The organism is Gemmata obscuriglobus (genome assembly GCF_008065095.1).
In the GTDB taxonomy this organism is placed as follows: Bacteria; Planctomycetota; Planctomycetia; order Gemmatales; family Gemmataceae; genus Gemmata; species Gemmata obscuriglobus.
In genome coordinates, this window is sequence record NZ_CP042911.1 from 7,534,014 (window position 1) to 7,552,753 (window position 18,740).

13 protein-coding genes and 1 pseudogene are annotated in these 18,740 nt (G+C 68.4%); 8 read left to right on the forward strand and 6 right to left on the reverse strand.

Going from position 1 to position 18,740, the window contains the following annotated elements; genetic code table 11:
* Nucleotides 1–428 precede the first annotated feature (428 nt).
* Nucleotides 429–626, forward strand: coding sequence for a carbon storage regulator (locus GobsT_RS31005; RefSeq protein ID WP_010052357.1), 198 nt, complete (start codon nt 429–431; stop codon nt 624–626).
* A gap of 191 nt (nt 627–817) precedes the next feature.
* On the opposite strand, the gene GobsT_RS40090 is transcribed toward GobsT_RS31005, so the two are convergent.
* Nucleotides 818–1,591 carry a hypothetical protein gene (locus GobsT_RS40090; protein WP_232068432.1) on the reverse strand — a complete coding sequence of 258 codons (774 nt, stop codon included), beginning with the start codon at nt 1,589–1,591 and terminating at the stop codon, nt 818–820.
* Nucleotides 1,592–1,690: 99 nt separating this feature from the next.
* Between GobsT_RS40090 and GobsT_RS40095 the strand changes: the two are divergent.
* Together GobsT_RS40095 and GobsT_RS40100 are read left to right on the forward strand one after the other, a co-directional pair.
* Nucleotides 1,691–2,110 (forward strand): annotated as a pseudogene (locus GobsT_RS40095) (reverse transcriptase domain-containing protein); the annotation flags it as partial.
* Nucleotides 2,111–2,204: 94 nt separating this feature from the next.
* Nucleotides 2,205–2,615, forward strand: a complete 411-nt coding sequence (locus GobsT_RS40100) for a group II intron maturase-specific domain-containing protein (protein WP_232068433.1) — start codon at nt 2,205–2,207, stop codon at nt 2,613–2,615.
* 203 nt (nt 2,616–2,818) lie between these two features.
* Here GobsT_RS40100 and ppdK read toward each other — a convergent pair whose 3' ends face one another.
* Nucleotides 2,819–5,488, reverse strand: a complete 2,670-nt coding sequence (gene ppdK, locus GobsT_RS31020; protein WP_010039053.1) for a pyruvate, phosphate dikinase — start codon at nt 5,486–5,488, stop codon at nt 2,819–2,821.
* 134 nt (nt 5,489–5,622) lie between these two features.
* On the opposite strand from ppdK, the gene GobsT_RS31025 reads away from it, so the two are divergent.
* Together GobsT_RS31025 and GobsT_RS31030 are read left to right on the forward strand one after the other, a co-directional pair.
* Nucleotides 5,623–6,030 carry a hypothetical protein gene (locus GobsT_RS31025; protein ID WP_010039048.1) on the forward strand — a complete coding sequence of 136 codons (408 nt, stop codon included), beginning with the start codon at nt 5,623–5,625 and terminating at the stop codon, nt 6,028–6,030.
* A 6-nt stretch (nt 6,031–6,036) separates the two neighbouring features.
* Nucleotides 6,037–6,393: a hypothetical protein gene (locus tag GobsT_RS31030; RefSeq protein WP_010039046.1), complete on the forward strand. Its 357-nt coding sequence runs from the start codon at nt 6,037–6,039 to the stop codon at nt 6,391–6,393.
* Between the two features lie 6 nt (nt 6,394–6,399).
* Here the strand turns inward: GobsT_RS31030 and GobsT_RS31035 are convergent, their stop codons facing one another.
* Together GobsT_RS31035 and GobsT_RS31040 are read right to left on the reverse strand one after the other, a co-directional pair.
* Nucleotides 6,400–7,053 (reverse strand): hypothetical protein, encoded by a 654-nt coding sequence (locus GobsT_RS31035; RefSeq protein WP_010039044.1) that lies wholly within the window; start codon nt 7,051–7,053, stop codon nt 6,400–6,402.
* Between the two features lie 179 nt (nt 7,054–7,232).
* Nucleotides 7,233–8,237 carry a TIGR02996 domain-containing protein gene (locus tag GobsT_RS31040; protein WP_029600854.1) on the reverse strand — a complete coding sequence of 335 codons (1,005 nt, stop codon included), beginning with the start codon at nt 8,235–8,237 and terminating at the stop codon, nt 7,233–7,235.
* A 90-nt stretch (nt 8,238–8,327) separates the two neighbouring features.
* On the opposite strand from GobsT_RS31040, the gene GobsT_RS31045 reads away from it, so the two are divergent.
* The 3 genes from GobsT_RS31045 to GobsT_RS31055 all read left to right on the forward strand — a co-directional run bounded on the left by GobsT_RS31045 (nt 8,328) and on the right by GobsT_RS31055 (nt 10,388).
* Nucleotides 8,328–9,185 carry a DUF429 domain-containing protein gene (locus GobsT_RS31045; RefSeq protein ID WP_010039036.1) on the forward strand — a complete coding sequence of 286 codons (858 nt, stop codon included), beginning with the start codon at nt 8,328–8,330 and terminating at the stop codon, nt 9,183–9,185.
* Nucleotides 9,186–9,318: 133 nt separating this feature from the next.
* Nucleotides 9,319–10,017, forward strand: a complete 699-nt coding sequence (locus GobsT_RS31050; protein WP_010039030.1) for a hypothetical protein — start codon at nt 9,319–9,321, stop codon at nt 10,015–10,017.
* A 191-nt stretch (nt 10,018–10,208) separates the two neighbouring features.
* Complete coding sequence (locus GobsT_RS31055) at nt 10,209–10,388, forward strand: hypothetical protein (protein WP_010039028.1); 180 nt, start codon at nt 10,209–10,211, stop codon at nt 10,386–10,388.
* A gap of 31 nt (nt 10,389–10,419) precedes the next feature.
* Here the strand turns inward: GobsT_RS31055 and GobsT_RS31060 are convergent, their stop codons facing one another.
* Together GobsT_RS31060 and GobsT_RS31065 are read right to left on the reverse strand one after the other, a co-directional pair.
* Entirely contained in the window at nt 10,420–14,910 is a 4,491-nt protein-coding gene (locus GobsT_RS31060; RefSeq protein ID WP_010039026.1) for a DUF4214 domain-containing protein, read from the reverse strand.
* Nucleotides 14,911–15,287: 377 nt separating this feature from the next.
* The gene (locus GobsT_RS31065; protein ID WP_010039024.1) at nt 15,288–18,734 is read right to left on the reverse strand and encodes a WD40 repeat domain-containing serine/threonine protein kinase; all 3,447 of its coding nucleotides are present in this window, start codon (nt 18,732–18,734) and stop codon (nt 15,288–15,290) included.
* Nucleotides 18,735–18,740: the final 6 nt, after the last annotated feature.

Here is an 18,740-nt window from a genome sequence, read left to right on the forward strand (position 1 = left end):
ACGCCGATTCCTCTCGCAAAAGCCTGTGCGAGCCTGGCACAGGCGCGACGGGCGTGAGCGGTGACAGTGTGTCAGAGATGGGCGAATAGGCGCACCCGATCGATGCGTTCCCCGCATCATCCGAAGGGCTGTGAGTGGCGGCTGTGGTTTCGACAGCGCGCGGAGGGGCCGCCAGCCGTGAGGTCGCCGGAACCGGGCACAAGGTACCCAACTTATCAACCCGTGGGAAGCCGAATGCCATGTCGGACAACTGACATCGGAACTTGAGGGGAAAAAAGGGAGAGTCCCGCAGGGAAGAGATCGTGTTCTACAGTGAACCGCAAGCAACCCGGACTTGTCGGTTTTGTGTTCGCGGAACTTTAGCGATTTTGGTCCGCAGGTTGCTTCTGCTCACAACAACTTGCCACTCCCTCAAGGACGAGGCCACCATGCTCGTGCTCACCCGTAAGACCGGCCAAGAAATCATCATCGACGGCAACATCCGCATCACGGTGACGGCCTGTGGCGACGGCCGCGTGAAACTCGGGATCAAGGCCCCCTCCAACATCAAAATCGATCGGGCCGAGGTCGCGGCCCGCATCGCCGCCGAAGAAGTCGAGTCCCTCGTGGAACTCGCCTGCGGTTGACACGCGCTCCGTACTCGCTTACTGTTCTGCCCACTCGGACGCGTACCAGGACGGTACACCGCGCGGGCATGGATTGTCCTTATTCGGGTAGACACCCCACCGCCGGGCCATCGGCCTGTCGGTGGGGTTGTCGTTTTGAGCGGGTAACTTCTTCAGCCGAACGGCTTCTTTGCTTCAGGCGGTCATCGAAGCTACTCCCTTCCCAGCAGCAAATCGATCACCCAGCACCCACGAACATGCGGCGCCTCGCTGCGGCAGTGAGTCAGGATGTCGGCGTTATCGCACCCGGCGTCTTGAAGGGCGTCGGCCAGGATCGGCATGCGATCAAAAGCACGGTCGGCGTAGATGCCGGTGGCGAGCGCGACGACATTCGATGTGAGCCACGACGGGTTGACGATCACGGGGCGAAAGGGGTTACCGAAGATATCACGGACCAGCACGGCAAGAGCGGCCTTTTCACCCTTTATGATGGCTCTGCTCTCATCCGAGCGAACAGACTCATCTTGCTTGCACAGGGCAAGGGGTGCGTACTTCGTGACGATGTTCGCCGGCCCCATTGGGTAGGCAAAATCCGCCAGAGCAGTCACAGCCGAATAACACGCTCCGTTCCACTCGCCATCGCGTGGACCGCTGACAGCCTTCGCCACACGCCGCAAGTCTCTCTTCGAGGCTTCTCCATCAGCGAACCGTTCAGCCACCTCGACGAGTTGCTGTAACCTTATGTCGCTGATCAGGTGCCAAATGCGACGGCAACCCGCAACGCCGAATAGGAGAGGTTTGCGACGAGTGACACGGGGCTGAAGGAATATGAGCAGAGCATCGAGCTCTGTGGCAGATAGCCAATCTACTTCCACCTCAATGCTCTTCGGTGGTGGCGATGGAGGTACGTATTCCACCCCGAATATCTGGCAAAGGAGGGCTTGCGGGTCCACTTCCCCCACTGAGCCCGGCTCTGTTTCGGCCATTAGTCCTCATTCACGATAGCGTGAGGGTGTTCGCCCCCTCTCCCCAAGTCCGGAGGCGCCCAGCGACAGTTGGGGATACCGACGGTCGTGGATCGACTCGTGCAGCAAGCGATCCTGCAAGTGCTCACACCGTTATTGGACCCGACCTTCTCGAACTCCAGCTACGGCTTCCGTCCGAAGCGCGGGGCGCACGACGCCTTGGCCGCGGCGAAGCGGTACGTGGAGGAGGGACGAACCATCGTGGTGAACCTGGAACGGTTCTCCGACCGGGTGAACCACGACATCCTGATGGCGCGGCGGGCCCGACGTGTGGCCGACAAGCACCTGTTGCGGGTCGTGCGCCGCTTCCTCGAAGCGGGGCTGATGCAAGACGGTGTCTGTATCGCGCGACATGAGGGGACTCCGCAAGGCGGACCACTTTCGCCGTTGCTGGCGAACCTGTTGTTGGATGATTGGGACCGGGAATTAGAACGACGCGGTCATCGGTTCTGTCGGTACGCGGACGACTGCAACGTGGATGTGCAGTCGCCCGGGGCGGGCGAACGGGTGATGGCGTCGCTGATCCGATTCCTGGAAGGCAAGCTGCGATTGCGTGTCAAAAGGCAAGCTGCGATTGCGTGTCAACCGGGAGAAGAGCGCGGTGGCGCCGGTCCAGGAGCGCACGTTCCTGGGCGATCGACTCCTGGGGGACGGGCGGTTGGGGATGGCGCCCAAGAGTCTGGAGCGGGCCAAAGATCGTATTCGGCAGATCACCCGAAGGAACCGCGGAATCGGCTTACTCCGGGTGGTCGGCGAGTTGAACAGCTTCCTCACCGGGTGGGTGACGTACTTCCGCCATGCGGCGATGCGGAGCCTGTTACCGGATGTGGATGGCTGGATTCGGCGGAAGCTGCGCTGCGTGCGGTTGAAGGAGTGTAAGCGGTCGGGTGCGATCGCCGATTTCCTTCGTCGGGCCCGTGTTCCCGAACGGGACGCGTCAGACGAGTTCATAGGGCAAAGGTTGGTGGCGTCCGGCGGGCAGTGAGGCCGCCCACCGCGCCATGACCGAGGAGTGGTTCGAGAAACTCGGGCTGGTGTGCCTGCGACAGAGGTTCGAGAAGCTAAACCAGAAGTAGAAACCGCCGGATACGCGAAGTATGTCCGGTGGTGTGGGAGGACGGGGGGAGCAATCCCCCCTCCTACCCGATTTACATCCCCACACCCGGACTCACGCTCGGGTCGCGCGAGTTACTTGTCGCGCTTGCCGGCCTCACCGAGGGCGGCCTGCGCCGCCGCGAGGCGGGCGATCGGCACCCGGAACGGCGAGCAGCTCACGTAGTCCATCCCGATCGCGTGGCAGAACACCACGCTGTCCGGGTCGCCGCCGTGCTCGCCGCAGATCCCGACCTTCAGGTGCTGGCCGTGCTTCTCGGTCCGGCTCGTCCGGCCCTTCTGGATGCCGATCTTCATCAGCTCGCCGACGCCGTTGAAGTCGATCGTCTGGAACGGGTCGATCGGCAGGACCTTGTCCCGCAGGTAGGTCGGCATGAACCCCTTGATGTCGTCGCGGCTGAAGCCGAACGTCATCTGGGTCAGGTCGTTGGTCCCGAAGGAGAAGAACTCGGCCTCCTCGGCGATCTTGTCCGCCGCGATGCACGCCCGCGGCAGCTCGATCATGGTGCCGACCTGGTACTCCACCTTCACCCCGGCGGCCTTCATGCACTCCTCGGCCACCGCGATCGCGCGCTTCTTGAGGATCGCCAGCTCCTCGACCACGCCCACGAGCGGGATCATGATCTCGGGCAGCACGCTCTTGCCCTTCTTCTTCACCTCGATGGCGGCCTCGATGATGGCCCGCACCTGCATGTCCCCGATCTCGGGGAACACGAGCGGCAGCCGGCACCCGCGGAACCCCATCATCGGGTTCATCTCGTGCAGCTCGTCCACCCGCTCGAAGATCTTCTCGACGGTCGTGCCGGTCTGCCGGGCCACCTCTTCGGCGCCGGCCACGTTGTCCTTCTGCGGGAGGAACTCGTGCAGCGGCGGGTCGAGCAGCCGGATGGTGACCGGCAGCCCGTCCATCACCTCGAACAGCCCGACGAAGTCGGCCTTCTGGAACGGCTCGATCTTGGCGAGCGCCTTGGTGCGGCCCTCCACGTCCGGGGCGAGGATCATCTCGCGCACCGCGGCGATGCGGTCCTTGCCGAAGAACATGTGCTCGGTGCGGCAGAGGCCGATGCCCTCGGCGCCGAACTCGCGGGCCTTGGCGGCGTCCGCGGGGGAGTCGGCGTTGGTGCGGATCTTGAGCTTCCGCACCTTGTCGGCCATCGCCATCAGGGTGGCGAAGTCGCCGGTCATCGACGGCGGCACGGTCGGCACCTTGCCGATCATCACGTCGCCGGTGGTGCCGTTGATGGTGACGAACTCGCCGGCCTTCACCACGGTGCCCGCGATGGTGACCGTCTGGGCGGCCTCGTCGATCTTCACGGCCTCGCAGCCCACCACGCACGGCTTGCCCCACCCGCGGGCGACGACCGCCGCGTGGCTGGCCTTGCCGCCGGTGCTGGTCAGGATGCCCTTCGCGAGGTGCATGCCCGCCACGTCCTCGGGCGAGGTCTCCTTGCGGACCAGGAGGATCGGGTCGTTCGGGTGCTTCTCGGCGTGGGCCACGACCGCCTCGGCGGACAGCAGCACCATGCCGCTGGCGGCGCCGGGGCTGGCGGCGATGCCCTGGGCGACCGGCTTGTTCTTGGCCTTCGGGTCGAGCTGCGGCTGGAGCAGGTGGTTCAGCGAGTCCGGGGCCACGCGCTTGACGGCGGTGGTCTCGTCGATGAGCCCCTCCTTCACCATCTCCACGGCGATGCGGACGGCCGCGGTGCCGGTCCGCTTGCCGGTCCGCGTCTGGAGCATGTACAGGACGCCGTCCTGCACCGTGAACTCGATGTCCTGCATCTCCTTGTAGTGCTTCTCGAGCGCCGCGCGGATGCCGACGAGCTGCTCGTACACCTTCGGCATGTCCTCGCCGAGCTTCGAGATCGGCTCGGGGGTGCGGATGCCGGCCACCACGTCCTCGCCCTGGGCGTTGATGAGGTAGTCGCCGTAGAACACGTCCTCGCCGGTGTTCGGGTCGCGGGTGAACGCGACCCCGGTGCCCGAGCCCTCACCCATGTTGCCGAACACCATCGCCTGCACGTTGACGGCGGTGCCCTTCAGCCCGGTGATGCGCTCGATGCGGCGGTACTCGATGGCCTTGTGCCCGTTCCACGAGTTGAACACCGCGTTGATGGCGAGCATCAACTGCTTCTTCGGGTCCTGCGGGAAGTCCTCGCCCACGTCCTTCTTGTAGACGGCCTTGTACCGCTTCACCAGCTCCTTGAGGTCGTCGGCCGACAGCTCGGTGTCGAGCTTGACGCCCTTGGCCTCCTTCATGGAGTGCAGCTCGTGCTCGAAGTGCTCGTGCTCGAGCCCCATCGCGGTGGAGCCGAACATGTCGATGAGCCGGCGGTAGCTGTCGTAGGCGAACCGGTCGTTGCCGGTCTTCTTGGCGAGCCCCTCGACGCTGGCGTCGGTGAGGCCGAGGTTGAGGATGGTGTTCATCATCCCGGGCATCGAGAGCGCCGCGCCGGAGCGGACGCTGACGAGCAGCGGGTCGGCCGGGTCGCCGAACTTCTTGCCGAACTCCGCCTCGACCTTCTTGAGCGCCTCGTCGATCTGCGGGACGGCGGCGTCGGGGATCTTCTTCCCCTGCTCGTAGTACGCGGCGCAGACCTCGGTGGTGATGGTGAACCCGGGGGGCACCGGGATGCCGATCTTGCACATCTCGGCCAGGTTCGCGCCCTTGCCGCCGAGCAGTTCCTTCATCTTGCCGTCGCCGTCGGCCGTTTTGCCGCCGAACGAGTAAACGTACTTCGCGCTCATGATCTTCCGTGGGATGAGGAGTCGGCCGCGCCTACGGCAGCGTGGTTCGCCATTAGGTTTACGGACACATCCGGGGCGCGGCCAAGCGGACGGGGTGTTAGAATGCCTGAGACTCATCGCGAGGAGGAGGGCGCATGCTCCGCACAACGATTCAGACGCGCGACGAGACCACGGGCGTGGAGTTACCAATCTCGGCGGACCTCCGTGAGAAGGTGCGCCGTGCAACCGAATTCCTCGAATCGGAACTCCGCGAGGTCGCCGAAAAGTTCGAGATCGAACTGAGGTGGTGGTTCGTGCCCGAAAGCGGCGGTGACCTGCGACCGGGGTTCGACCTCACGACCCCGAACGTGTCTGGGAACAAGGATATCGGCGTGGTTGCCTGTTCGTTCGATGCCGGCGAGTTGAAGGACGACGATTCCATGCGTCGCGCGCTTCGACAACCGCTGTGGCACTTCAGCCGTGCCCTGTCCGGTGTTCTCAAGGAAGAATTGGCCCGCATCCGCCGCGACCTGACCGCACTCGCAACGGTCGGAGAAGAATAGTCAGTCATGCCCGGGAAGTCGCCCACCCAACGGATCGACGACCTGACCGCTCGCGTTCGCGATCTGGAAGCGGCCCTCGACACCTACCAGAAGGTCACGGACCTCGCGCTGAAGACGATCGAAGGTCAGGTGAGCGACCGGGCGAAGGTTGAAGACGAGTTGCGCAACAAGGTGGTCGAATTAGCAGTCAAGAACGCGGCCCTTGAGGAGCGCGCCCGTGGTCAGAAGGAAAGCTGGGAAGAGCGCGCCCGGACTTTGGAAAAGAACGCGGACCGCGGCTGGCAGTTGTGGCTCGCGGCCCTCAGGTTCGGGTTCGGGCTCATCAGCCTACTCGTCACCGCCGCACTTCAGCTCAAGAAGTAGCCCGCGTCACGCCTGAACACCCAACTCCACCCGGCCCAACTCGTCCGGCCCGCCGGCCTGCGCCGCCGCGTCCATCTTGTACATCGCCTGGAGCGTCTTGAACCGGGTGCGGTAGAACTCGGGCATCGGCAGTTGGTCCCCTTTGCCGCCCGGGGCGCACCACTCGCGGAGCGTGTTCTGCTCGATCAGGATCACCCGCAGCTTGATCGTCCGCATTCCCTCCTCATACCGCTCGCACGTGAGCGCGAACAGGAACGTCCCGGTGCGCACCTCCGCCCCCAGCGCGGCGGCCACGAACGTGGCCGGGCACAACTGCGACAGCGCGTTCTTGATCGCCCGGTACGCGTAATCGCGGTCCTCCTTGTCGGTCAGCCGGATGAACGGGTCCGGGTCGGTGGTGCGCCGGGCCGCGCGGTCCAGGAGGCCCAGCCCGTGCGCGTTGGGCCACACGTCCGCGGCCATCCGCTCCACCAGCGTGCGCATCATCAGCGTGCCGCCGAACAGGTTCAGGGAGAAGTTCACCTGGGTCAGAAACTCCTTGCGGCGGAACTGCGACCGGCGGCGCCACCACGCGAGCCCGACGCCCGCCCACGTCGCCACCAGCGCCAGCGTGGCGCCGTACTGCTTGACGAACTCGTACACCGCGGTCAGCAGATCCATCTCGGGCGCTCCGAACGTTGAACAGCAAAACACGAAGACGGTTCGCGGTTACCCTACCCAAGCGGACCGGCCACCGCAACCGTCGCTGCCGGCGTGCGGTGCTTGCGTAGCGAGCCGGCGCCGCCGGGTGAGTGGCGCGCCCCCGGGCCGTGAGATGCGCCCCGTCCGGGGCAAGGATTTTACCGATCTGCTTCGGGCGGCGGCGTGCCCGCTCCGTCTTCGCCGCGGTCGGCCCGTAGCCCGGCGGGCGGGTCCGGCTTCCGCTCGTAGTCCCGGAGCAGCGCCAGCCAGTTGAACAGGCCCTGGTCCTGCTTGTGGACCGTGAACCGCACCAGCCGGCCGCTCGCCCGCGCCGCGGCGGTCGCCGCGATCAGCGCGGGCATGGCGTTCCCGTGCGGGCGCGCGGACGTGTCCAGTTCCGCCACGCGCGCCAGTAGCGCCCCCCAACCCGCCGCGAGGCCGCTGCCGTCGGCAACGGTGGTACGAACGGACTCCACCCAGCCGTCGCGAAAGAGGTTGACGAACCGGGCCGGCGCCGTGTCCAGGTCGAACGGTTTGAAGCGCCCGATCAGGTGCAGGAACCCGCGGCGGAACGCGTACCGCATCCCGGTGTAGCGTTCCGCGTAAGGGAACACGCCCGTCCGCTTCCGAATGTCGGGCGCGAGACGGCCGATGAGCCGGGCGAGTTCCTTGTAGCGGTTGCTGTTGGCCCGGAGCCGCGCCTGCTCGCACTGGAGCCGGATCAGCGTCGCCCGGTCCGGCTGACCGTTCTCATCAAGGTAATCCGCGAACACGAGCCGCGGGGTGTCGTCGTCGGGGCTGGCGAACACGGCCCGCAGAAGCGCCTCGAAGTCGCCCGGGGGCGGCTCGGGCGCGCCGGCCGTCGCGCGCAGCTCCGGGTGCTCGACGAGGTGCAGGAGCAGCGCGAGTGCGTGCGCGCAGGGGGCCGTGGGGCTCGGGCAGTCGCACCGACAGTTGAGCCGGTCCCAGCCGCGCCGGACCGTCACCTGGTAACCGCCGACCGGGGCGCGACATTCCCCCCACCACCCGCGCCCGTCGGCGGTCGGCTCGACCGCCTGGAGCCCGCCCTGCGCCAGCACCTTGCGGGCCGACGGCGCGGCGCGGGGTGCCAGCGCGCGAACGTATTCCGCCGTCCACACGACATCGAATGGGGGCTGTGGCATGAGTCCGTAACGTGCCTCGCCGAACACGGTCTCGTGTGCGACACTTAATCACACGCCCGCTCGGGATGCAACGGAGGAAGCCAGTTGAGGGTGCCCGATTTCGAATCGGCGTGCGGGGTGGACTTCTCCGGCGCGAAGCGGGCCGGGCGGTGCATCTGGGTCGCGCGCCTCACGGTGCCGCGGACCGTGGCACCCCGGCTCGTGTCGCTGGACCGGCTCGACCGGCTGTGCGGCACCGCCGAGCGCGGCGTGTGCCTCGCGGCGCTGGTCGAAATCGTGAACGCGAGCGAAGGCGCTCTGTGGGGCTTCGACTGCCCGTTCGGGCTGCCGGTCGAACTGTTCCCCGAAAACGCGCCGTGGGCGGACCACTTCGCGTTCTTGGCGGAATACGAGGACGCCTACGATTGTGGGTTGGAGTGCATCCGGCGCACGCAGGCCATGTCCGCGGCGCTGCACCGCACCGCCTTGCACTGCCGCCGCCAGTCGGACGTGGCCGCGAAGGCCCCATTCGACGCATTCCACTACCGGATGATCTACCAGACCTTCTTCGGCATGCGCGACGTGGTCCGGCCGCTCGCCGCGACGCCGGGAACGGCGGTGCTGCCGTTCCAGTACCGCAAGGTGCCGAAGGCGAAGCGGGTCGTGGTGGAGTGCTGCCCGTCGTCGGTGCTGAAGAGGGACGGGCTGCCGCACCAGAACTACAAGCACCCGAAAGGCGGGCCGCTGCCGCGCCGGTGCGTCGCCACCCGGCACGCGATTCTGGAAGGGTTGGCCCGGCGGGTGCGGATCGGTGACCACTTCCGACGGGTCATCATGCGGAACCCGGGCGGGGACGCGCTGGACGCGGTGATCGCGGCGGTCGGGGCGCTTCGGGGTGTTCGCGAGGCGGACCACAAGGCCCTCGCGGTACACCCGCGACTCACCCGCGAGGGCTGGATGTACGTCTGACGCACGTGCCGGAGCGGTCCGGCTCGCGAAGCCGCGGCTCGGCGCAGCGCCGCGCGGCGCGCCGGAAAGGCGCTCTCGACACGCCCCGGCGTACCGGCTATCGGCGGGCTCCCTGTGTACACGGAGCACCGGCATGAACCGCATCGCCGCACTGGTCGCGGGCCTCGCGCTGCTGGCCTCGACCGGGTGCCTGTCCGACGGGTCGTGGTCCGCGCGCCGCCTGTTCGGGCCGGACGACGGCAATTCGAACTTCAACCCGAAGGACGTGCCGGCCGCGTCGCTCCAAACCGCCAGCCGGGTCGAGGTACTGAGCCGGCGCATCGTCGTGCAGAACACGTTCACCGGCATCGAGCCCATGATCTTCACGATCGGCGTGAAGGAGCCCACGCTGTTCCACCGCGGCCCGAACGAGCTGTTCATCAGCGAGGGACTGGTGAACAAGTGCAAGACCGACGAGGAACTCGCGGCGGTGCTGTGCTCGGAACTCGGCCAGATGGTGGCGGAAGCGCGGAACGCGAGGAGCGTGGCCCGTGAGGTGGCACCGCTGCGGGACACCGGCCACGGCGCGGGGTCGATAGTTCCCGGGGGCACGCCCTACGACGCGAGCCAGCAGGCGAACCTCGCGTACCACGAAAAGCGGTACCCGCGAACCGCCCCGGGAGTCGATCCCGAGGAGACCACGAAGAGCGCCCGCGAGCTGATGAAAGGCGCCGGCTTCGACCCCGCGGATCTGGAAAAAGTGCAGCCGCTGGTGAAGCAGTCCGACCGCGGCGAGTTGCTGCGCAAGCAACTCAACACGTCGGCCCCGGCGCCGACCTGGCAGAAATGGTAAGGGCTTCAGGTCAAAAGTCCGATCGTCGAAAGTCGCAAGGCCACGAATCCAACGGCAACAATATCTTGTGACGTTACGAATTTCTGGCCTGACGACTTTTGACTCGAAGCCCTTTGCGTTACAGCGGATGCACACTGCTCCGTGTGGCGCCGTACCCCGAAGCATGCGTAGGACCGATCGCAACGGCGGCCATGCGTTCGCCCCGCAACGAGACCACGGACGCCGAAGGGCAGGTGTACGACTTCCATTACGAACGGCACGCGAAGCGAACGGATTCGGACCGCATGGGCGTCCGCTCGGCCCGCGCCCAGAAGCTGATGCGACACTCGACGCCGGACCTCACGGCGAAGCACCACCACCACCGCTACTGATCACTCGACCTGCTGACGGCTGGCGCGCTGGTCAGTCCACGATCAGGAACCCCAAAATCTCGCCCTGGATTTCATTGTCGTCGTTGCGGTTCCCGATCGTGTCACCGTCCTTCCACGACAGCCTTAGAGCGGTGACACCCTGTGTCAATTTCGAACCTTCGAAGATGCCTTTCTGCTCGGCACCGTCGACACTAATTTTTAACCCGCCCACGCCGCCGAGGTTCACGAACTGGTTGCGGAATGTCGTCACCCCATCGGTGACGAACGCGTCGACCTCGCGCACCACGGCCTCGATCGTGAACCGCTGCTCCTCGCTCAACCCGAACGAAACAGCCAGTAGGCCCCGCGGGATGTAAGATTCGAGCAGCAGCCGCGTGCCGCCGGAAATGTCGTAGCCCCCGTCAAATAAGCCGTCATCATCCGGGCGGTACTGGTTCAGCAGCAGGTGATCAACGACCGGATCGAAATCCCCCAGACCGAGGAGGCCGTCGGCGTCCGGCCGGCGGACGCCCAGCCCGAACTGAAATTCCCCCGGACTGTCGTACTGGTACTCGTTCGCTTGGGGGGCGCCGTTGACATCGGCGTCGTGCTCGATGAACAGCTCCGTAAACGCGACCGTAACCCGCACATCCTTCCTCAGCGGGTCGGTGCCCACGGCGAACTCCCGGGCGTCGTCGCGGCCGTCGCCGTCGGTGTCGCTCTTGCCCGGGTCCGACCGCCTGGCGAACTCGTCGCCGTCGATCAGGCCGTCGAAGTCGGCGTCGGCGAAGCGCGGGTCGCTCCACACCTGATACGCCGGCTTCCCGGCCACGTTCACGACCCACCGGTCCGCCTCCACGTCCACGAGCGCCGCCTCCTTGGCGTCGCTCAGCTTGTCGTTGTCGGTGTCGGCGTCGTACGGGTTGAGCGTGATGACCCCCAAGCTCCGGATCTGGATGCCGCGCAGCTCCTGGAAATCGGTCAGCCCGTCGCCGTCGGTGTCGGCCCTCCTCGGGTTGGTGCCGACCCGCCGGTTCTGGGCCGCCGGGTCGGGCGCCCCGTACTCCTCACCGTCAGGGATCCCGTCGCCGTCCGTGTCTGCCTTGCCGGGGTCGGAGGTCACGTGAACGATGGTGAAGGCCCCCTGCTGGAGCCCCGTCGTGCTGGTGTTGTAGACGGTGATGTCCCACCCGGCGGTTTCCAGAACATTGACCAGCCCGTCCCGGTCGTCGTCGGCGAACAGGTTCCGGTCGGCCGGGTTGGTGGGGTCGCCGCCCAGGCGCTTCTCGACCCCGTCGGGCGCGGTGTCGCCGTCGGTGTCGGGGTCGGACGGACCGGTGACGACGTGAATCACCTGCCCGCTGCGTAACGTCACGTTGTAGCCGGTCACCTCATCGGAGTCGGGTATCCCGTCGCGGTCGGTGTCGGGGTGGAAGGGGTCGGTGACGTAATCCGCCGGGCCGGCGCGGCGGGCCGAATCGATGAGCCCGTCACCGTCGGAATCGGTCAGGGTGCCGGGCGCCTCGTCGGCGTCGCCCAGCCCGTCTCCGTCGGAGTCGGCCAGCGTGCCCGACGAGAGAACCCGGTACGAGCCGCGGCCGTCGATCTCGACGGTCCAGCCGATCAGGGTCTCGAACCGGTCGTCGAGGCCGTCCCCGTCGGTGTCGCGGCCGTCGGGGACCCCGTCGCCGTTCAGGTCCTCCGGGCTGTCGGAGGTGCCGAAGATGTACTCCAGCGACGCGGGCAGCCGGTCGCCGTCGAGGTCCTGCACGAAGGCGAGGCGGGCGTCGGAGTCGGTCCGCAGCACGAAGTCGTCCAGGCCGACGGTCCGGTCGATCCCGGTCGGCGTGATGATCTGCCAGTACTTTTGCAGCCCCGCCTCCTCCGCCGTCCCCCGGACGCGGAAGATCCGCTCGCGCCCGTCCTCGTCAATGATGGTGGAGTAGCTGTTGTCGCGCTCGACCTCGGTCAGCGAGCCGGTGGGGGTCGCGGCCTCGTCGTACCGCGCCAGGCCGATCGCCGCCAGCGCCTCGCGCAGGGTGATGCCCACCTGCTTGCCGTTGGCGTCGAACGTCACCCGGTGGTCGGACCCGTCCACGGCGCCGTCGCCGTTGGTGTCGATCACCCGGCCGGCGCTGGTGGAGACGCGGTGGTACTCGGTCAGGTCGCCCTGACCGTCGCCGTCGCTGTCGTAGCCGCCGAAGTCGATGACCACCGACCCCGTGCGGTCGATCACGTCCCGCGAGGTGAAGGCGAAGTTGCGGCCGAACTCGTCCACGATGTCGTAGTTCGACAGGCGGAAGACCAGCCCGCGCGGGTTGGCCATCAGGCTCTCGACGAGGTTCGGGAACACCGCGTCGCTGGAGAACACCAGCGGCCCGCGCTGGGCCACGAGCGGGCCGAGGGTGTACCCGTCGGCGGGCTCGGCGTCCGGCAGCAGGGTGGCCAAGGGCGTGAGGCGGGTCGGGTCGGCCGGGTCCTGTATGAACGCGGTCACCTGGAGGTTCTGGACCCGGTACGCCAGTGTTCCAGTGTTCTTCAAGTACACAGTGGTCTGGAGGCGTGCCCCCTGGACCTGACGCTCGACGGTCGAGCCGTTGGTCGTCTCGGCCTCGGTGCCGAGTGATTCTTCGTACTGCCGCTGAGTCTCTTTGGCCGTGACCTCGGACCACGATGAGGTCCAACTCCCCGAAGTACTGGTTTCGGATTTCGTCGAGGTGGTCCACTTCCCTTTCGCAATCGAAAAGGGATTCGATTCGAATGAGGTTTCTAAACCTACGGAGACCGTCAGTTTCTGCGCGGCCTCAAGGGTCGTCTCGTGGGCGTTGCTGAACTCCTTCCGCTCGCTCTGGGTGAGGGTCGAGCTGACGGTACGGTTTTCTAACTCGCGCCGCTGCGAGGTGCTGGTGTCCACAAACCGGACATCGAGCTGAAGGTTCACGCCGCCGATTTCGATCGCGGGGGCGGGGAGGTCGGCGACCCGGGCGTTGCGGTTGGCGAGCAGCACCTCGTCGCCGTCGGGGAGCTGGTCGCCGTCGGTATCCGCCAGCACGGGCGAGGTGCGGAAGAAGTTGTACTCCAGCCCGTCGTCCAGCCCGTCGCCGTCGGTGTCTTGCTTGGCGGGGTCGCTGAAAATTTCGTTGTACTCCTGGTAGTCGCCCAGCAGGTCGTCGTCGGTGTCCGCGTCCCGCGGGTCCAGCCCGAGCACCTTGTCGACGCCGTCGGTCAGCCCGTCGCCGTCAGTGTCCGCCCGCAGCGGGTCGCTGGTGACGGCCCGCGTCACGGCCGCACCGTTGGCCAACCGGTAGGCGATCGTGTAGCCGCGCACCTCCTCCTGGTCGGTCAGGCCGTCCCCGTCGGTGTCCGAAAGGTCGGGGCCCGAGGGCGGGGTGCCGCGGAACGTCGCCCGGGTGGGATCGACCCGGACGTTGCCGGCCAGCACCGCGAACGAGAGCGGGGTGCCGGACGTGTCCTTTACGTTCACGACCGAAACCGAGTACCCGACCTCGCTCTGCGGGTCGGTGGTCAGCTCGACCGCGGTCCGGTCGCCCGCGAAGGCCGCCGACAGCACCCTCAAGCGGGCGGCCTCAGGCCCGCCCGTGTCGAGGGAGATCGAGTAGTGCCGCGGGTCCAGCGCGCTGCCGCCCATGGCCTCGCTGAAGGACACCAGCACCGAGCGGTTGCCCGTCGAGACGGCGCCGACAACGAGCGGGGCGCCGGGGTCGGTTCGGCCGCCGAGTTGCGCGTCCGCGGCCCGCGTGGTCAGCCCCTGGAATTCGCCGCTCCCCAGGATCGCCAGTGCCACTTGTGTGCGGGGCGTGCCGCCGGCCAGCGCGGCGTGGTAATTGGCCAGCCCGGTCGCGTCGGCGGGGCGCCCCAGGGTGTCGGCGTACAAGGCGCCGACCCAGTCGCCGCTGCGGCCGACGTATTCGGGGGAGGCGAGCAGCGCGGCCGCCACCTCGGCCCGGGTCGTACCGGCCGCCAGCCGGGCCTGCCAGTTGCTCAGGCCGCCGGCGTCGACGTCACGGTTCAGCAGCCCGGCGTACAGGCCCGCGATGAAGGACGGGGCGTCGGCGTCGGACCCGAGCAAGGCCGGCAGCGCCGGGGCGTCGGCCGTCCGGGGCGCGGCCACAAACACGTGCAACTGAAACTCCTCGCTGCCGAGGAACGAGCCGGCGACCGTCGCGCGGGACGCCCCGGCAGCGAGGGCCGCGGCGTGCCCGCCCAGGCCGGCGACCTCGCCCGCGCGATCGAACACGTCCGCGTACAGGCTGCCGACCCAGTCGGGGTTGCGGGTGACGTACTCGTCGGAACTCAGGATCGAGGCGGACACGTCGTTCCGGGACGAGCCGGACGCGAGGCGCGCTTCCCAGTTGGCCCGGCCGCCCGCGTCGGCCGGGCGGTCCAGCAAGAGCTCGTAAACCCCGCTCACGAAGCCCCGGGCGTCGGGCGCCACGGCCGTGAGTTCTGCGAGGGTGGCGGGGGTGAGCCGGTCCTCAAGGCGTTCGATGTGCCCGAGGCGGAACGAGAGGGCGCGGGGCATGGTCGGTGCTCCTGCAGGGGTGTCGGTCCGGGCACGCCGCCCCGCGCCCGCCGCACGGCAACGGACTACGAACGGGGCGCGTGGGGTGAGTTGGAGTGTCGCGGCAGACCCGCCACGACTCGCACCGATGTGCGGTGCATGACACACGGGACGAGGGCAATAGACGGGAGCGCGTTGGAACCTTGCACCCGGTTGTGAAAAATGCCGCTCCCGAGCCGAGCCCCGCGGCCGCGGGGCCGGTGTCGGCGGCTCCAGAAGGTGTGCGGGCGCCGCTCCCCAGATGTGCCGTGCGCGCTTGTCCACATACGACGAGTGGGAGCCGTTCGGGGCGGCGGATGCGACCCGGCTGAAGAGCCCGGCGCGGGTCGGCCCCGCGATCAGTTGCCGGCAACCGGGCGCGCGTCCCAGACGCGGACCGCCCCGGTCCAAGAGTTGACGGCCAGGCGGGTGCCGTCCGGGCTGAACGCCACACGGGTTTCGTAGTTCCGCCCTTCGTTCAGCGGGTTGCCGTAAAGGGTCAGTACCTCCAAGCCCGAGGCCGGATCCCACAGCTGCACGCGGCCCTCGCACCCCACTGCGGCGAGGCGCGTGCCGTCCGGGCTGAACGTCACGTGGGTGAGTCGCGTCGGGCCGCGCAGGTCCCGGAGCAGCGCCCCCGTGTGAGCGTCCCAGACGCGGACCGCTTCATCCGCCCCCCGCCCTGCCGTTGCCACCCACCGCCCCTTCGGGTCGGTCGCCACGCTCTGGACCGGGCCGGGGTGGGCGGCCCACCGGCGCAACTGGCGGCCGGTGCCGACGTCCCACACACTCACGTGACCGTCCGCCCACTTACCCCGCGGGTCGCCCGCCGTGTGCGTCCCGCGCTCGCCCGCGACCAGCGTAGAGCCGTCGGCGCTGAACGCCAGCGCCTGAACCGGGCGCTCGCAAAGCAGTTCGGCCCGCTCGGGCTCGCCGCCCGGCTCGGGGAGGCGCCACACGGCCACGACGCGCGTTTCGGCGGCGTCGAGTTCCCCGTGCGCGACGGCGAGCCGGCGACCGTCCGGGCTGAACGCCACGCACCGCACATCGGCCCGTCCCGGCAGAACGCAGACCGCTGTGCCGGTTCGCACGTCCGTCACCCGCACGTTTGTTGGCTTCTTCCGGTCCGGTCTCGCATCCAGGCGCCCGTCGGAGCTCAGCGCGATGTAGCCGAGCGGCCATTCGGGTCGCTCGTATGCCTGTAGCTGGTGGCGGAAGATGGGCCGGGCGGCCGCCAGATCGTAGCCCACGAACCCGAACGTGCTCGCGACCGCCACCTGGTTTCCGTCAGTGGAAAAAGCGACCGATCGGTCGTCGTGCCAGACGTCCGGCTCGGCGGGCGGCAGTTCGAGCGCCCGCTGGTCGCGAGACACGTCCCACACCTTGATCAGCCCGTCCTCGTCGGCGGTGACCAGCCTCCGCCCGCTGGGGTGGTACGCAACCCGTGCGACCAGACCGGCGTGGCCGCGGAAGATGCGGTGCTCGCCCCCGTCCGGGACGCTCCACACGCGTGCCGTTCGGTCGGCGCTGCAACTGGCCACGAACCGGCCGTCCGGCGCCCAGCAGAGGCCGTACACCAGTCCCGCGTGGCCCCGCATGACGCACACCTCCCGCCCGGTCGGCGCGTCGACGACCCGGACGGTGCCGCCGAGAGCGGTCGCGAGGAACCGGCCGTCGGGTGAGAACGCCGCGATCTTGGTGTCTGAGGGGATCAGGTAGCGCCGAACCCCGGTGCCGACCTCCCACACCCCGATGTGCGACTCGCCGAGGGGCTTACCCTTCGGTTTGGTCTCGCCCGCGGCGGCGAGGAGGGAGCCGTCGGGGCTCCAGTCGCACGCGCCGGCTGCCGAGTCGAACGGGGTCGCCAGGGCGCCCACCGGGGCGAACGTCTCCACGTCCAGCAGATCAATTTTGGTTAGATTCGGCACGGCGGCTACTCGCCCGTTCGGCGAGAGCGCCGCCACCGTGCCAATCCAATAGGGGGAGTTCCGGTACTCAGCGGACCTGTGCAGGCGCCCCGACGGGACGTCCCACGATCGGACCTTGCCGTCCGGACTGAGGGTGACGAGGCGTGTGCCGGTGGGGTCGAATGTGACCCCGTCGGCGCGCCCGTCGTGCCCGGCGATGTCGACGATTTTCCGGAAGGTGTTGCCGTCCCAAACGGCCAACTCGCCCGGATTCCGGTCCGGCTTTCTGCCGAGGTAGCCGCGCTCGCCGGCCGAAGAGGCGAGGAACCGGCCGTCGCGACTGAACGCCAACCCGCACACGGGTTGACGGTGCGCCCGAAGGGTCACCACCTCGGAGTGGCACAGGCGCTTGAGGTAGTACCACTCCCAGCCGCGGCGGTCCGGCTGGTCGGGCCGGGGCGCGCACTGGTCGAGCAGGTGCTCGGCCCGCGCGACGTTGTTCGCCTCCCATTCGCGCTCGGCGAGGGCGATGCGGCTGGAGTACAGGTGCAGTTCCGCCCGCTCCCGCTGTTCGGCCTCGAGTCGGTGGGCCCGCGCCTCGCGCTCCCGCGCGGCCTCCGCCCCAATGTAGCTCCAGGTGACCCCGACCGTGCCGGTCGTGAACACGAGGAACAGGGCGGTCAGCAGCCCCGCCGGCGCGGGGTTCCGGCGGCACCACCGCCCGCAGCGCTCGAGCGGCCCGACGCGCCGCGCCTTGATCGCCCGGTTGGCCCGAAACAGCTCCAAGTCCTCGGCCAGTTCGAGCGCGCTGACGTACCGCTTGCGCGGCTCCTTCTCCAAACACTTCAGGCAGACGGTCTCCAGATCCCGGGGCATCTGAGGCTGCAGCCGGCGGGGCGGCACCGGCTCCTCGTGCAGCACCTGCATGACGGTTTCCACGGACGCGACGCCGCGGAACGGCGGGCGCCCGGTCAGCAACTGGTACAGGATCGCGCCCAGCGCGTACACGTCCGCGGCGGCCCCGACCTCCTGGCTCTTTCCCCGGGCCTGCTCGGGGGCCATATAACTGGGCGTTCCAAGGGCCGCACCGGTCTGGGTGCGGCTCGCCTCGCCGAGCCGCTTGGCAAGGCCGAAATCGGTGATCTTGGGCGTCACCTCGGCGAGTGGGGCTGCTGGCCCCCCGTCCGCGTGGAGGAGGATGTTCGCCGGTTTGAGGTCGCGGTGAACGATCCCGTGCTGGTGGGCGTGGTGGACGGCCCGGGCCAGGCTCTCGACCAGTGCCGCCGCCACGACGGGCGGTTGGGGGGCGCCGCCGAGCCGCTCCTCAAGACTGCCCCCTTCGACGTATTCGAGGGCGAGGAACTGGCAGCCGTCCCGCTCGCCGATCTCATAAACCTGGACGATGTTGGGGTGCTGCAGGGCCGCCACGGCCTCGGCCTCGGTGCGGAAGCGGGCGCGCTCGTCGGGGGAAGCGTCTGCGCCGGTGAGGAGCAGCTTGAGCGCGACCGTGCGCTTGAGCCGCGGGTCCAGGGCCTTGAACACGACCCCGACCCCGCCGCGGCCGATCCGCTCCAGGATCTCGTACCCGGGCACGGCCGGGGGCGGGTCGTGCCCGCCCAAGGGCCACAGTGGCCCCCGGAGCGCGACCCGCGTCAGCGTGCTGCCCGGGGCCAACATGTCGCTGAGCCGGCGGAGGAACCCCGGCCGCGGCTCGTCCCCGCTGGTGTGGCACGGGGCACGGAACAGGCGGCCCACGTCCGGCCCGGTGCCGACCAGTTCGCCGAGGGCCTTCTGGCACGCCGGACACGACTCGACGTGGTCGGCGACGGCCGCCGTGCGCTCGCCGAGGCGCTCGTCCAGGAACTGCCGGAGCTCGTCGACGGGGGGGCACGTGCGCATCGTTCG

Excerpts from the sequence above, each read along its gene's own strand:
- GobsT_RS31005 (WP_010052357.1), top strand. The coding sequence starts at position 429 with ATGCTCGTGCTCACCCGTAAGACCGGCCAAGAAATCATCATCGACGGC.
- GobsT_RS40090 (WP_232068432.1), bottom strand. The coding sequence starts at position 1,591 with ATGGCCGAAACAGAGCCGGGCTCAGTGGGGGAAGTGGACCCGCAAGCC.
- ppdK (WP_010039053.1), bottom strand. The coding sequence starts at position 5,488 with ATGAGCGCGAAGTACGTTTACTCGTTCGGCGGCAAAACGGCCGACGGC.
- GobsT_RS31025 (WP_010039048.1), top strand. The coding sequence starts at position 5,623 with ATGCTCCGCACAACGATTCAGACGCGCGACGAGACCACGGGCGTGGAG.
- GobsT_RS31030 (WP_010039046.1), top strand. The coding sequence starts at position 6,037 with ATGCCCGGGAAGTCGCCCACCCAACGGATCGACGACCTGACCGCTCGC.
- GobsT_RS31035 (WP_010039044.1), bottom strand. The coding sequence starts at position 7,053 with ATGGATCTGCTGACCGCGGTGTACGAGTTCGTCAAGCAGTACGGCGCC.
- GobsT_RS31040 (WP_029600854.1), bottom strand. The coding sequence starts at position 8,237 with ATGCCACAGCCCCCATTCGATGTCGTGTGGACGGCGGAATACGTTCGC.
- GobsT_RS31050 (WP_010039030.1), top strand. The coding sequence starts at position 9,319 with ATGAACCGCATCGCCGCACTGGTCGCGGGCCTCGCGCTGCTGGCCTCG.
- GobsT_RS31055 (WP_010039028.1), top strand. The coding sequence starts at position 10,209 with ATGCGTTCGCCCCGCAACGAGACCACGGACGCCGAAGGGCAGGTGTAC.
- GobsT_RS31060 (WP_010039026.1), bottom strand. The coding sequence starts at position 14,910 with ATGCCCCGCGCCCTCTCGTTCCGCCTCGGGCACATCGAACGCCTTGAG.
- GobsT_RS31065 (WP_010039024.1), bottom strand. The coding sequence starts at position 18,734 with ATGCGCACGTGCCCCCCCGTCGACGAGCTCCGGCAGTTCCTGGACGAG.